Here is a 15,138-nt window from a genome sequence, read left to right as displayed (position 1 = left end):
TCTTTTATTACTCGGATAAATTATTTAACTCAAAAAGTCCTCCATCTAAAATTTTCAACAACCCCTCTTTAAGGGTTAATAGGGGACTATCAATAAGTACTTTCATTTTAGTAATATCAGGATGACGTCCTCTCATATCGCCTTCTTTTAACGGCGGAAGAAAAACAATTTTAGAAGAAGAACCGGTTACTTCAATTATAGTTTTTGCCAGTTCCAAAATTGTAATTTCATTTTCTCCTCCAATGTTAGCAACATCGTTCACATAAATATTTTTATAAAATGCGTTTAAACATGCATTAACATTATCTTCTACAAAACAAAATGTACGAGTCTGGCCACCATCACCATATATTGGGATATCTTCATTTTTTAAAGCATGAACCAGAAATTTACTAATTACAAAATTTTTGCTCTGCTTAGGTCCATACGTATTAAAAAAACGAAAAATTGTATAATCTAGATCAAACTCCTGTTTGTACGAACGTAAATACGCTTCGCCTATATTCTTAACAATTGCATATGGCAATCTTGAATTCAGTGGAGTAGTTAATTCGTGTTGTGGGTACTCAACAGGCTCACCATAAATTTCGGAAGATGAGCTATAAAAAACTCTTTTAACTCCAATATTCTTACTAAGCTCAAGCACATTTTGTATTCCTGATACATCATTCAAAACCATTATCGGATTTGCTAGAGTATGCTGAACCCCAACAACAGCAGCATAATGAAAAACATACTCAAATCTCCATGACATCATAATCTCGGAAATTTCTTTATGATTATTCACGTCTGCTTTAATAAATTTAAAATTATCAGCAGGAGGAGGTAATTTTTTCAGGTGACCCGAAGATAAATTATCTACAACAACCACAAAATTCTCAGGATTCTTTAATAAAAATTCAGTCAGAGTGCTTCCAATAAATCCTGCTCCACCTGTAACTAATATATTTCTCATTTTATTTCAATATGAATATGACAAAATTAGTAATAAAAAAAACTTAATCAAAAAGACCTAAATAATAGAAACATACTTATAATTTAAGAATGAAGATTATTAAATGCTTTTCCCAGCATTTCTACTAAATCTCCTGCAATTAATGATTCCTGACTATTTTCTTCAACAACTAGGTCTCCGGCTAGTCCATGTATATACACACCTAATATTGATGCATGTAAAGCAGAATATCCCTGAGCTAAAAATGAAAGAATAATTCCTGTTAAAACATCGCCACTTCCACCGGTAGCCATTCCAGGGTTACCCGTTGAATTAAAATAGCAATTTCCATCTGGAGAAATAATTTGAGTAAATGCACCTTTAAGAACAACATGCACATCATACATCCGGGCAAATTCAATTGCTTTTAAATGCCTTTGATAAAATGTTTCGGAGTCTCCTACTAACCTGTCAAATTCTTTAGGATGTGGAGTTATAACAGTATTATGTGGCAATATGCTTAAAAAATCTTTATTTTCTGAAATAATATTTAACCCGTCAGCATCAATCACCAATGGCTTTGAACAATTTTGCAATAAAAGTTTAATAAAGTTTACTGTCTCTTTTTGTGTGCCAATTCCCGGTCCAACGCCAATAGCATTATATAATTCAATTGCAGGTATTTCGGAAATAATATTTTCGTTTTTATCCATACTTACCATAGATTCGGGTACAGCAGTTTGCATAATCTCATATCCGCATTTAGGAACATGAGTGGTTAAAAGCCCAACACCTGAACGCAGACAAGCTCTTGCCGACAAAACCGTTGCTCCTATTTTTCCCTTACTTCCTGAAAATAATAAAGCATGACCATAACTTCCCTTATGAGAAAATGTATCTCTATTGACTATTATATTTTTTACAAACTCTTTATCGATATAATAATAATTTGTATTCTCTGAATTTAATTTCTCTTTATGAAGTCCGATAGGTAATAAAAACCATTTTCCGGTATATCGGTTATTTTCTGCGAAGAAAAATGAAAGTTTTGGAAACTGAAGAGTTAAAGTAAAATTTGCTTTTACAATTGCTTCTTTATTATTTTGAGTATTATCTTCACCAAATAACCCAGATGGTAAATCAATAGAAACAACTTTACAATCCGAGTTATTAATTAATTTAACAATATCAGCAGCAAAATTATCTAACTGTCTGGTAAGACCACTTCCAAAAAGAGCATCAATAATTACCTCGCTACTTTTAAAATTAACTTCTGAAATGTTTTTTACAACTTCCGTTTTAATCTCTTTAATAGATTTAAGTCTTTCAAGATTAATTTTACAATCATCTGAAAAATTGCCTGAGATGTCTGCTAAATATACTCTTACCTTATAATCAGAATCATTCAGCATTCTTGCAACTGCTAATCCGTCTCCACCATTATTTCCGGGCCCTGAAAACACAACAAACTCATTTTCTTTTGAGAATAGCTCAGTTATTTTCCTGAAAATCTCCTTTGAAGCTCTCTCCATTAAATCAATAGAAGAAACAGGTTCATTTAAAATTGTAAATTTATCTATATCTGCAACTTGATTGGTTGTAAAAATCTTCATTTTTTATCTTATTGAAATTCTGCTACTTGTACTACAACTTTAATTCTTTATGCAAATTTAGTTGTTATTAAGCAGACTACAATTGGTAGCTTAAAAAAGATTTCTATTTTTGTAAAAATAAATAATAGCTATTAATTTAAAATAAAGTTTATGTTTAAATCACATCCAAAAGGTTTATTAGCTGCGGCTCTTGCAAACATGGGAGAACGTTTTGGTTTTTACACCATGATGGCAATTTTGGTATTATTTTTACAAGCTAAATTTGGTTTGTCAGGAACAAATGCTGGAATTATTTATTCTATTTTCTATTTCTCTATTTACATTTTAGCATTCGTTGGTGGACTAATTGCAGATAAAACAAGAAATTACAAAGGGACAATTCTTACCGGTATTGTTTTAATGGCTGTAGGTTATCTTTTAATCGCCATACCTTCGCCAACACCTACACCAAATAAAACTCTTTTCTTAACACTTACTTGTATTGGGTTATTTGTTATAGCTTTTGGTAATGGTTTATTTAAAGGAAATCTTCAAGCCTTAGTTGGTCAAATGTATGATAATCCACAATATGGAAAAATGAGAGATTCAGGTTTCTCATTGTTTTATATGTTTATTAATGTAGGAGCAATTTTTGCACCTTTGGCTGCAATTGGAACAAGAAACTGGTGGTTAGGATCTCATGGTTTTAAATATAATGCAGATCTTCCATCATTATGCCATGCTCATCTTGAAGGAACAATTAATTCTGATGCAGCTACTTCTTTAAGTGAAATGGCAAATAAGGTAAGTGCTACTCCTGTTACAGATATGACAGCTTTTGCAAACGAATATTTAAATGTATTTACAACCGGTTTCCATTATGCATTTGGTGTTGCAATTTTTGCAATGGCAATTTCATTAATTATATATATGGTTAATAAAAAGAGTTTTCCAAATGCAAAGAAAGTCGTTACATCAAGTACTGTTGTTGACCCAGATGCAATAAAAATGGACATAAAAGAAGTTAAACAACGTTTATATGCTTTATTTGCAGTATTTGCTGTTGTAATCTTTTTCTGGTTATCATTCCATCAAAACGGCTTAACATTAACATTCTTTGCAAAAGAATATACTGATTTAAGTAGCATGAAAATCTCATTAGGTAGTTTAACACTTCAGGGAGCCGAGATTTTCCAATCTATTAATCCTTTCTTTGTTGTTTTTCTTACTCCTATAGTACTTGCATTATTTAGTTGGTTAAGAAGAAACGGTAAAGAACCTTCTACACCTAAGAAAATTGCAATTGGTATGCTTATAGCTGCTTTAGGTTTCTTTGTTATGGCTATTGGCTCATATTACAGTAATCTTCCTTTACATTCTGCTATTAATCCTGAAGAAGGAGGCGTCCCGCTTGCTGAAAGCCTGAAAGTAACACCTTTCTTATTAATATTTACTTATTTTATTTTAACAGTTGCAGAATTATTTATTAGCCCACTTGGAATTTCATTTGTTTCAAAAGTTGCTCCACCGCAGTATCAAGGAATTATGCAAGGTGGTTGGCTAGGTGCTACAGCAATTGGTAACTCTTTATTATTTGTTGGTGCAGTGCTTTATGATAGTATTCCAATCTGGATGACATGGTCAGTATTTGTAATAGCATGTTCAATTTCAATGTTTACTATGTTATTCATGTTAAAATGGCTCGAGAAAGTTGCTAAATAACTCTAACAAAAAAGGCTGCTAAAACAGCCTTTTTTTATTTTACATGGAATCAGAAAAATATAATAATTATTCTAACTGGATTAAAAATAAATTTAATGAACGTGTTCAGAAAATTTCTGTAGATGCAGGTTTCACATGCCCAAACCGTGACGGATCAAAAGGTAATGGTGGTTGTATTTATTGCGATAATATAACATTTAGTCCTAACTATTCTTCAAATGCTAAAAGTATAACTCAGCAATTAAACGAAGGAATCGAATTCTTTAATAAAAAATATCCTTCACAACAATATATAGCTTATTTTCAAAATTACACTAACACTTATTCTGACTTAAATAATTTAAAGGAACTTTATCTGGAAGCTCTCTCCCATGAAAAAGTAGTAGGTATTGCTGTATCTACACGCCCTGACTGTGTTGATAATGGCGCATTGGAATTACTCGGCGAATTATCAAAAAAATATTTCGTAACAATAGAGTTTGGAGTTGAATCAACATCTGATAAAACATTAAGCTTACTTAACAGATGCCACAGTTTCGAAGATTCTGTAAAGGCAATTACAAAAGCATCATCTATTGGACTAAGAGTATGCGTGCATTTAATTATTGGATTACCAGAAGAAAACAATTTGCAAATAATTGAACACGCAAAGCAACTTTCATTATTACCAATAAATATTTTAAAGCTACACCAGTTACAAGTAATAAAAGGAACTAAGCTCGAAGAGCTTTTTTTACACAATAAAAACTTAATTAAAATATACTCAGTTGATGAGTATGTAGATTTAACAATAGACTTTCTGGAACATTTATCACCTGAAATTATTATTGAACGCTTTACAAGCGAGTCTCCTTTAGAAAAAGTTATAGCGCCAAAATGGGGAGGATTAAAAAACTTTGAAATTGTAGATAAAATAAGGAAAAGATTAATTGAAAGAAACACCTGGCAAGGTAGATTAGTTTAGTCAAGTCTTTCGACCTGACAAATTTAATTATCTATTGTTTCTGTAGATTCTTTAATTTCAACAGGTCTTAGCCCAAATAACTTATTGCCAGGATACAAAATATCAATCATTTTTCTTTGGTCAACCGGATGAGCTGTTTTTTTATTTTTAATAATTATTACTGATGAAGAGTCTTTAGGCAATCTCATAATAACACTTTGGAAACCTTGCCACCAACCGGAATGAAATAATACCTGAGTACTATCCTCAAGAAAATACATTTTCCAGCCAAAGCCATAATAAATATTACTTCTTCTGGTTTTTGTCTGAGGCTGAAATGCCTGTTGTAAAATTTCCTTATTTACTAAGCTATCTGAATACAAAGCTAAATCCCATTTATATAAATCATCAACAGTGGTGAATATACCCTTATCACCAGTAACACCGTTCAGATAAAAGAACCCTGCTTCATATTTTGGCGACAAATATCCTGTTGCAATATTCAAATTATTATAATTTTCTATTTCTGAATAAAAAAATGAATGATTCATTCCAATTTTATTAAAAATATTATTGTGTACAAATTGCTCAAATGACAAACCTGAAACCTCTTCTACTATTGCTGCTAACAAAGCATAATTAGTATTACAGTAATGATAACCTTTATCGGATTTATAATATTTCTCGGGAAAATTATTGCACATAATGTTAACAACATCCTTATTAGTTAAAAGCTTAAACTTATCAGACACAAGGTTATCGCAAAAATACATATAGTTAGGCAATCCTGAACGATGTGTTAACAATGTTCTGATGAATATATTTTTATATGGAAATAAAGGAAAAAACTTTTGAATACTATCATCTAAGCTTATTTTTCCTTGCTGTATAAGAATGAGAATTGCAACTGATGTAAATTGCTTGGAAGCTGAACCTATCTGAAATACATAATCATCTGTCAGCTCAGTATGCAATTTTCTGTTTGCTAAACCATATGCTTTCTTATAAATTACTGTACCTTTCTTACTAACTAATACAACTCCTGAAAATATTTGTTGTTGAAACAAATCATTAAAAAATTCATCGAATTGTTTAGCCTGATTTCTAGAACTTAAAAAAGTATTTATTTTTTTTGTATTTAATTTTGAGATCTGAGTAACACACTTCCCTTTTCTTTGCTGCTCTATATCGCTACAACTAATGCATACAACTGATAATAAAAACAAAAGAAACGCAAAAAACAATTTTGACATTTGAAAAAATAAAATTCTATTTAATTTTAAAATTAATAATAGTTTTCAATAATAATTAGACTAAATTTTTATATTTGTAAAAGAAAACAAAAACATTAATGAAGGATTTAATCTTACATGCCTTTCTCCTGCTCACATTCACTATTAATTTCTTTGTTAGTAGCAACAATTCATACGCTCAGGAAAACAAGGTAATTGATTCATTAAAGACTTTGATTAAAACAGATAAGGCTGACACAAATTTACTTAATCACCTGAATGATCTTGCATTAGAATACAGTTTTGCTAACACTGATTCTGCTATAAACATCAGCAATAAAGCAATTAAACAAGCTTCTAAAATATTAAAAGAAACACAGGATATTAAAATCAGATTATCAGCACAAATGATTCTTGGAAAATCTTGTTATCAGATTGCTTCATTTTATGATGATAACGGCAATTATGAACTCTCAATATTTTTTAATAAAAAAGCATTACTTATATATGATATACTAATAAATACTTCTGATCAGAAAAAAGTAATACAGGCACGTAAATCTAAAACACTAAGTAATATTGGAAATATATATAATAAGCAAGGCGATTATCCTAATGCTATTGATTACTATTTAAACTCATTGAAAATTGCAGAAGAGATTGAGAACAAAAGATTAATATCAACAAATCTTGGAAATATTGGTATTATTTATAAATATCAGGGGAATTATGAAAAAGCTCTTGAATATTACTTTAAAGCGCTTAAAATTGCTGAAGAAATAAATAATAAAATAAAAATCTCATCAATTCTTGGTAACATCGGAATTATATATGATATAAAACAAGAAAACGAAAAAGCTCTTGAATATTATATAAAAGCACTTAAAATCGCTGAAGAAATTGGCGATAAAAGCTGTATCGAAACAAATTATATTAATATCGGAGAGTTATATAAGGAACAAAAAGATTTTCCAAAAGCCTTAAAATATTATTTAAATGCATTAAAAATCGCTGAAGAAATAAATGACAGAAGTAATCTATCTGTTCTACAAGGCAATATTGGCACATTATATACATTAACAAAAAAATATGCTGATGCAGAAGTTTATTTAAATAAGGCTCTTATTGGAGCAGACAGTATAAATTATTTGCTTGCAATAAAAGAATTTAACATTGAACTCAGTAATCTATATGAAGCATGGGGAAAAACCGACAATGCACTAAAGTATTATAAAAAGGCTATGGTAGCAAAAGATTCTTTATTTAATGCAGATAAGAATCAGGAGATTACACGTAAAGAAATGAATTTCGATTTTGACAAAAAACAAGCTGCCATAAAAGCTGAACAAGACAAGAAAGATGCGGTAGCTAATGCATATAAAAACCGACAACAACTTATTCTAATTCTTGTATGTTGTGTTTTGTTACTAGTTATTTTGTTTGCATTCTATATATTCAGATCCCTTCGTATAACAAAGAAACAAAAAGCAATAATTGAGCAACAAAAGTTTATTGTTGATGAAAAAAATTGTGAACTAAACTCGCAAAACGAAGAAATATCAGCACAAAGAGATGAAATAGAGGCTCAACGTGATGTATTATCAGAACAAAACAATCTTCTATATGAACAGAAGCAAGAAATTACTGATAGTATTACTTATGCAAAACGTATTCAGAATGCTTTATTGCCAACCGGTAAATTTGCTAATGAATTACTAGGTGAACATTTTATTCTTTTTAAACCTAAAGATATTGTTTCAGGTGATTTTTATTGGGCTACAAGAATAGATAAATGGTTAATTGTTACGGTTGCTGATTGTACCGGACACGGAGTACCAGGTGCATTCATGAGTATGCTTGGAATATCATTCTTAAATGAAATTGTCAGAAAAAAAGAAATAACACAGGCTTCACAGGTTCTTGATCAATTAAGAGGTTCAATTATTGATGCACTAAAACAAAAAGGAGTAAGTGGTGAACAAAAGGATGGTATGGATATGTGCCTTTGTGTTATTAACACTGAAACATACGAAATGCAATATGCCGGCGCAAATAACCCTTTATATATAGTAAAAAGTCAAAAGTCGAAAGGTGAAAGATTAGAATCTGACTTTCAACTTTCAGACTTTGAACTTTATGAACTAAAAGGTGACAGAATGCCTGTTTCAATTTACATAAAAATGGCTCCTTTTAAAAATAACATCGTTCAATTAAATAAGGGAGATTGTTTGTATTTATCAAGTGATGGCTTTAAAGATCAGTTTGGTGGCATTGATTACAAAAAATATAAATCAAATCAATTTAAAGATTTGCTTTTAAAAATTCACCAGAAACCAATGAGTGAACAATCTGAAATTTTGCATCAAACCTTTATTAACTGGAAAGGTAACCACAAACAAATTGATGATGTTACAGTTTTAGGTATCAGAATTTAAAACTAACCACACTCTCAGTAATATATTCCAATTGTTCATTTGTCATTTCGGTATGCATTGGCAAAGATAACACTCTACCTGAAAGCATCTCTGTAACCGGAAAATTCTCATCTTTAAACTCATACTGACTATAAGCTTTCTGACGATGAATCGGTACCGGATAATATATCATACAAGGAATATTCTTTTCCTGTAAATGCTTTTGTAATGAATCACGTTTATTTTCTTCAACTATAAGCGTATATTGATGAAAAATATGGTCAGACCAAGCGGTTCTTTTTGGAATTTTTATCCAAGAAATATTTTGAAATGCTTTGTCGTAATAATTTGCAACAAAAATTCTTGCTTTATTATATTCGTCAAGGTATTTTAGTTTTACTCTAAGTATTGCAGCTTGTATGGTATCTAATCTCGAATTTATTCCTATATTATCATGATAATATCTAACTGTCATTCCGTGATTTGTTATAGAACGAATTTTCTTGGCAAGATCGTCGTCATTTGTCATCAATGCACCACCATCACCAAAACAACCTAAATTTTTTGAAGGAAAAAATGAAGTACAACCAATATGACCAATAGTTCCGGCCTTTTTTGTTTCACCGTTCTTAAATTTATAGTTACTACCATTTGCCTGAGCTAAATCTTCAATAACGTACAGATTATATTTCTTAGCAACGTGCATTATTGCTTCCATATTCGCACACTGTCCAAATAAGTGTACAGGAACAATTGCTTTTGTTTTTGGTGTAATTGCTTTCTCAATATTTTCAGGAGTAATTAAAAACGTTTCAGAATCTACATCAACCAAAACAGGAGTAAGTCCCATTAATGCAATAACCTCGGCAGTTGCAATAAAAGTAAAATCAGCAGTAATAACCTCATCACCTGGTTTAAAATCAAGAGCCATCATAGCTATTTGAAGCGCATCTGTACCATTACCACAAGTAATTACATGTTTTGCTCCAGTATATTCTGCAAGTTCTTTCTCAAAAAGATGAACTTTTTCTCCTTTTATAAATGAAGTATCATCAATTACACTTGCAATTGCATTATCAATTTCTACTTTTATTTTGTTATACTGACCCTTAAGGTCAACCATTTTTATTGATTCCATATTTCTACATATAAGACTCAACAGGTTTTTAAAACTGTTAGGTCTCTCTAATTCTACAATTTTTTATTTTTTAAAATATACCAGGATATTGTTAAAAATAATGCAATATATCCTATTGCAACTAAACTATTACCCCATAATGGCATTTCAAAAGGAATAGCAGGAGCATCATTCACAATCTGACCATTAATAGTAGTTGTAAATTGTGCATTTGTTGAAATCTGAAAAATATCTGGTGCCGGTGTTAAATTTGAAATAACTTTCATAGGGAAAAACATCAGAATATTTTCAGGAAAGAAATTTCTAACAATTGGCTCAAGAAAAATAAAATAACCAAAAAAGGTAAGAATAGACAACCCTATATTTTTTATTAAAAGTGCTATCATCATTGCGAATGACATATATGCAAATGCCTGAACAAAATACACAAAAGGCAGATATATTGTATCAAAAACAGCTGACCATGATTCTGAAGTATTATAGAATATTCCTAGAATTAGTGTAGATGCAACAACTAGAACAAATCCGGCAAATGCAAAAACTAACATTAAATATACTTTCCCAAGAAATAATTCTGTTCTCGATAAACCATCAATAACATGTTGACGAAATGTTTTGAACGAAAATTCATTGCATACAAATATCATAGATATTATAGCAAGTATAAGATTAAACCAGCTTGCCAACCATGTAGTAGTATTCCATAAAGCAGGAAATCTGAAAAATGTTCCGCTATCTAAACCCGGCAAATTAATATTAATTTGAGTACCTAAAAATAAACACAAAACAAATAATACTGCCCAGAATATTGCTGGCAACCAAAATCCTGTATAGGTAAATAGCTTAATAAATTCAATTTGAAGTAATCTTTTCATTTGTTTACTAATTCTAAAAATTGTTCTTCAAGACTTTGAGTTCGGGTTTCAATGGCATGCAGCATAAAACCATTTTCAAAAGCAAGCTTATTAATATAAGCCGAATCAAATGGTTGCTGAACGTCAATTAAAATACCTTTTTCTATTGTTGTAACATTTTTACAAATACCAGCACGTACTAAAAATTCAAATAATTCAGGATTTCTGTCAGAAGAAAGATACACTTGCTCATTATTAGATAACAATTCATGTACTTTTCCACTTTTTAGTAATTTTCCCTTTTTTAGAATTGCTGCATGTGTACAAACTTTTTCTACTTCATCTAATATATGACTTGCAATAATTATAGTCTTTCCCAATGCTGCCTGACCTTTTATTATTTCTCTAATATCTGCAATTCCCTGAGGATCTAAGCCATTTGCAGGTTCATCTAATACAAGAACTTCTGGATCACCAAGCAGTACTCCAGATAATGCAAGCCTTTGCTTCATTCCCAAAGAAAAAGAATCAAAACGATAATCTCTTCTTTCGTATAAGCCTGTCAATGTTAAAACCCTTGATATATCAGATTCAGGTACACCTTTAATTTTTGCAGTAATTGATAAATTCTGCTGAGCAGTGAGGTAAGGATAGAAATTTGGAGTTTCAATTAAAGAACCAATTCTCTTTTTGTAATCGTTATTATAAATATTTTCAAACCATGAATAATTTCCATTATCGGAATGAATAATGCCCATAACAATGGATAGTGTTGTAGTTTTTCCGCTTCCATTCGGACCCAGAATTCCAAAAACCTGTCCGGCATTTATAGAAAGAGATAGTTCTTTTAACGCTTCAATATTACCGTAGCGCTTTGAAAGATTTTCAATTTTAAGAATTTCGTTTGCCATATTTATTTACTACAAACAATTTTTATTTAACTTAATTTCCCATTTCTGAAATAAATTTCAATCTCATCAATCTTATTTCTTCCATTGAATAGTCATCTTCGCCAAGCTCTTTTATTGCAGCTTCCAGAGTATCTGTTTCAGCATTCTGGAAATACTCATATAAATCTGCTTGTTTTTCTTCATCAATAGATTGAGAAATAGTATAAGATAAATTAACTTTTGTTCCAGAATATACTATAGCTTCAAGCTCATCCAGTAAATTTTCAAATTCAATTCCTTTTGCATTACAAATATCATCTAATGGAATTTTCCTGTCTATGCTTTGAATAATAAATACTTTTAAACTGCTTTTATTAATTACAGATTTTACAACCATATCCTGTGGACGCTCAATCTCATTCTCATTAACATAAGTCAGAATAAGATCAATAAAAGGTTGTCCATATCTTTGTGCTTTTCCTGCTCCAACTCCAACAATATTTTTCATCTCCTCCATATTAATAGGATACTGGATAGCCATTTCCTCTAAAGAAGGATCCTGAAAAATAACAAAAGGTGGAAGATTTTGTTTTTTTGCAATTTGTTTTCTTAAGTCTTTTAACATTGCAAAAAGTGTTGGATCTGAAGCATTATCGCCCACTTGACCTTTAGGCATATCGTCATCATCACCTTCTTCATATTCATGGTCACGCATCAGCATTATTTCATATGGTGATTCAATATATTTTCTACCCTCTGGGCTCACCTTTAACAAACCATAATTTTCAATATCTTTAATGATAAATTTCTTTATCAAAGCTTGTCTTAATACTGCCAACCAGAATTTTTTATTTTCATCACTACCTGTTCCAAAAGAATCAAGATGATGATGATTATAAGTTTTTATTGAAGAAGTTGCATTTCCACAAAGTATATCAGAAATATGCTCCGCCTTGAATTTCTCCTGCACTTCAATAATACATTGCAATGCCGTAACAATAAACTCACTTCCGTCGAACTGAACTTTAGGATTTAAGCAGTTATCACAGTTCTCACAATTATCTTTCTTATATTCTTCACCAAAATAATGCAATAGCAATCTACGTCTACAAATAGACGACTCGGCATAAGAAACAGTCTCGAAAAGTAATTGTTTACCAATTTCTTGTTCAGATACAGGTTTTCCCTGCATAAATTTCTCGAGCTTCTGAATATCGTCATAACTATAAAAAGCTATACATTGTCCCTCTCCTCCATCACGACCGGAACGTCCTGTTTCCTGATAATAACCTTCAAGGCTTTTTGGCATGTCATAATGAATAACAAATCGCACATCAGGTTTGTCAATACCCATTCCGAATGCAATAGTAGCAACTATAACATCACACATTTCCATCAAAAATGCATCCTGGTTATTTACTCTGGTGTTAGAATCTAATCCTGCATGATATGGTAATGCTTTTATTCCATTTGCAACTAATTGCTCTGATAATTCTTCTACTTTTTTTCTACTTAAACAATAAATAATTCCTGATTTGCCTTCATTGTTTTTTATAAACTTGATAATCTCCTTTGTTGCTCCAATTTTAGGACGAATCTCATAATACAGATTTGCTCTGTTAAATGAAAATATAAAAACATTTGCATCCTGTATCATCAAAGTTTTTAAAATATCATGTTGAACTTTTGGTGTTGCTGTTGCAGTAAGAGCTATAACTGGAGCTTCACCAATTTCATTTATTATTGGTCGTATTCTTCGATACTCAGGACGAAAATCATGTCCCCATTCAGAAATACAATGAGCCTCGTCTATAGCATAAAAAGAAATCTTAATTTTCTTTAAAAATTCAACATTTTCTTCCTTAGTTAAAGATTCGGGTGCTACATATAACATTTTTGTTTTTCCCGAAACAACGTCTTCTTTAACTCTTGCTATTTCTCCCTTATTTAAAGATGAGTTTAAAAAGTGTGCTATTCCATCCTCATTACTAAAACCACGTATTGCATCAACCTGATTTTTCATTAAAGCAATTAAGGGAGATATTATTATTGCCGTTCCTTCCATTATAATTGCCGGAAGTTGATAGCATAATGACTTACCACCACCAGTTGGCAATAACACAAATGAATTTCTTCCTGCCAATAAGTTATCTATAATTTCTTCTTGGTTTCCTTTAAAGTTATCGAACCCGAAATGTTTTTTTAGTAGTTGATGTAATGAATTTTCCTTCGTCTTGTCCATTTATTTACCCTTCTCTATGAATAATTTTGCTGTTAGTGCTAAAAAAAATAATTTTGTAACCTAAAGTTAGTTCATTTTTTACCACATCTACAAATTTATTTTTCATAATTTTGACAAACTTACAAAAATTGGAAACAAATAGCGACATAAAATCTCTTGCAATAAAGACAGTTATTGCCGAAGCCGAAGCAATAAAAAAGATTGCATTATTAATTGATAATGATTTTGAGAAAGTAGTAGAAGTTATTTTCTCGGGAAAAGGTAGAGTAATTGCTACCGGAATCGGTAAAAGTGCAATTATTGCCCAAAAATTAGTTGCAACTCTTAACAGTACGGGTACACCTGCTGTTTTTATGCATGCTGCCGATGCTATTCATGGAGATTTAGGAATTGTTTTAAGCGATGACGTTGTAATTTGTCTTTCAAAAAGCGGCGATACTCCCGAAATAAAAGTTTTAATACCTATAATTAAAAATCAGGGAAATAAAATTGTTGCAATAGTTTCAAACATTAATTCATTTCTGGCAAAAAATGCTGATTTCGTATTAAAAGCAACTATTGACGAGGAAGCCTGTCCGAATAACCTTGCGCCAACCTCCAGCACAACAGCACAGTTAGTGCTATGTGATGCTCTTGCTGTTTGCCTTTTAGACAAACACGGATTTACCAAAGAAGATTTTGCAAAATACCACCCAGGAGGAACTTTAGGAAAAAAATTATATATGCGTGTGAGAGATTTATATAAACATGATAATCCACCTAAGGTAAATGCTGACGACAACTTAAAAAATGTTATTTTCGAGATTTCATCAAAAAGATTGGGTGCAGCTGTTGTAGTTGACGAAAATGAAAATGTGCTTGGCATAATTACAGATGGTGATTTAAGACGAATGCTAGAAAAACAATTCGACATAAACACAATAAAGGCAAAAGACATTATGTCAAAATCCCCAAAAATAGTTTCTTCTGACGAAATGGCTATTAACGCTTTTTATATAATGGAGAAAAATAAAATTACTCAATTAGTAGTTTGTAAGGAGAATAAATATAAAGGAATTTTACATATTCACGATATTTTACATGAAGGAATAGTATAAATAACAAATTGCATGGAAAATCACAGAATGAAATTATATACTGAGAAATTAGTAAAGAAATACGGATCTAGATTAGTTGT

At 30.8% G+C, this 15,138-nt stretch carries 11 protein-coding genes; 4 read left to right on the top strand and 7 right to left on the bottom strand.

Features of this window, described 5'->3' with window-relative positions:
- Window positions 1-7: 7 nt before the first annotated feature.
- Both HY951_02530 and HY951_02525 read right to left on the bottom strand, forming a co-directional pair.
- A complete protein-coding gene (locus HY951_02530; GenBank protein MBI5538905.1) occupies window positions 8-955 on the bottom strand; it encodes an NAD-dependent epimerase/dehydratase family protein in 948 nt (315 codons plus the stop codon).
- 83 nt (window positions 956-1,038) lie between these two features.
- Window positions 1,039-2,547, bottom strand: coding sequence for an NAD(P)H-hydrate dehydratase (locus tag HY951_02525; GenBank protein ID MBI5538904.1), 1,509 nt, complete (start codon window positions 2,545-2,547; stop codon window positions 1,039-1,041).
- A gap of 150 nt (window positions 2,548-2,697) precedes the next feature.
- On the opposite strand from HY951_02525, the gene HY951_02520 reads away from it, so the two are divergent.
- A complete protein-coding gene (locus tag HY951_02520) occupies window positions 2,698-4,248 on the top strand; it encodes a peptide MFS transporter (GenBank protein MBI5538903.1) in 1,551 nt (516 codons plus the stop codon).
- Between the two features lie 43 nt (window positions 4,249-4,291).
- The gene (locus HY951_02515) at window positions 4,292-5,212 is read left to right on the top strand and encodes a TIGR01212 family radical SAM protein (GenBank protein MBI5538902.1); all 921 of its coding nucleotides are present in this window, start codon (window positions 4,292-4,294) and stop codon (window positions 5,210-5,212) included.
- Between the two features lie 23 nt (window positions 5,213-5,235).
- Here HY951_02515 and HY951_02510 read toward each other — a convergent pair whose 3' ends face one another.
- A complete protein-coding gene (locus HY951_02510) occupies window positions 5,236-6,444 on the bottom strand; it encodes a serine hydrolase (protein MBI5538901.1) in 1,209 nt (402 codons plus the stop codon).
- A 98-nt stretch (window positions 6,445-6,542) separates the two neighbouring features.
- Here HY951_02510 and HY951_02505 point away from each other — a divergent pair, with 98 nt between their 5' ends.
- Complete coding sequence (locus HY951_02505) at window positions 6,543-8,858, top strand: tetratricopeptide repeat protein (protein ID MBI5538900.1); 2,316 nt, start codon at window positions 6,543-6,545, stop codon at window positions 8,856-8,858.
- Here the strand turns inward: HY951_02505 and HY951_02500 are convergent.
- From HY951_02500 to recQ, 4 genes are read right to left on the bottom strand one after another with little or no spacing between them, the layout of a single operon-like run.
- Window positions 8,848-9,975: a DegT/DnrJ/EryC1/StrS family aminotransferase gene (locus HY951_02500; GenBank protein MBI5538899.1), complete on the bottom strand. Its 1,128-nt coding sequence runs from the start codon at window positions 9,973-9,975 to the stop codon at window positions 8,848-8,850. The genes HY951_02505 and HY951_02500 overlap by 11 nt on opposite strands.
- A 53-nt stretch (window positions 9,976-10,028) precedes the next feature.
- Window positions 10,029-10,850: an ABC transporter permease gene (locus HY951_02495; protein MBI5538898.1), complete on the bottom strand. Its 822-nt coding sequence runs from the start codon at window positions 10,848-10,850 to the stop codon at window positions 10,029-10,031.
- Window positions 10,847-11,740, bottom strand: a complete 894-nt coding sequence (locus HY951_02490; GenBank protein ID MBI5538897.1) for an ATP-binding cassette domain-containing protein — start codon at window positions 11,738-11,740, stop codon at window positions 10,847-10,849. The genes HY951_02495 and HY951_02490 overlap by 4 nt, the downstream gene beginning before the upstream one ends.
- A gap of 31 nt (window positions 11,741-11,771) precedes the next feature.
- On the bottom strand, window positions 11,772-13,961 hold the full coding sequence (gene recQ, locus HY951_02485) for a DNA helicase RecQ (protein ID MBI5538896.1): 2,190 nt from the start codon (window positions 13,959-13,961) through the stop codon (window positions 11,772-11,774).
- A gap of 128 nt (window positions 13,962-14,089) precedes the next feature.
- Between recQ and HY951_02480 the strand changes: the two genes are divergently transcribed.
- On the top strand, window positions 14,090-15,058 hold the full coding sequence (locus tag HY951_02480; GenBank protein ID MBI5538895.1) for a KpsF/GutQ family sugar-phosphate isomerase: 969 nt from the start codon (window positions 14,090-14,092) through the stop codon (window positions 15,056-15,058).
- Window positions 15,059-15,138 lie beyond the last annotated feature (80 nt).

The sequence above is a fragment of the Bacteroidia bacterium genome (genome assembly GCA_016218155.1).
Lineage (GTDB): Bacteria > Bacteroidota > Bacteroidia > Bacteroidales > GWA2-32-17 > GWA2-32-17.
This window is presented reverse-complemented; position numbering and strand designations above follow the sequence as displayed.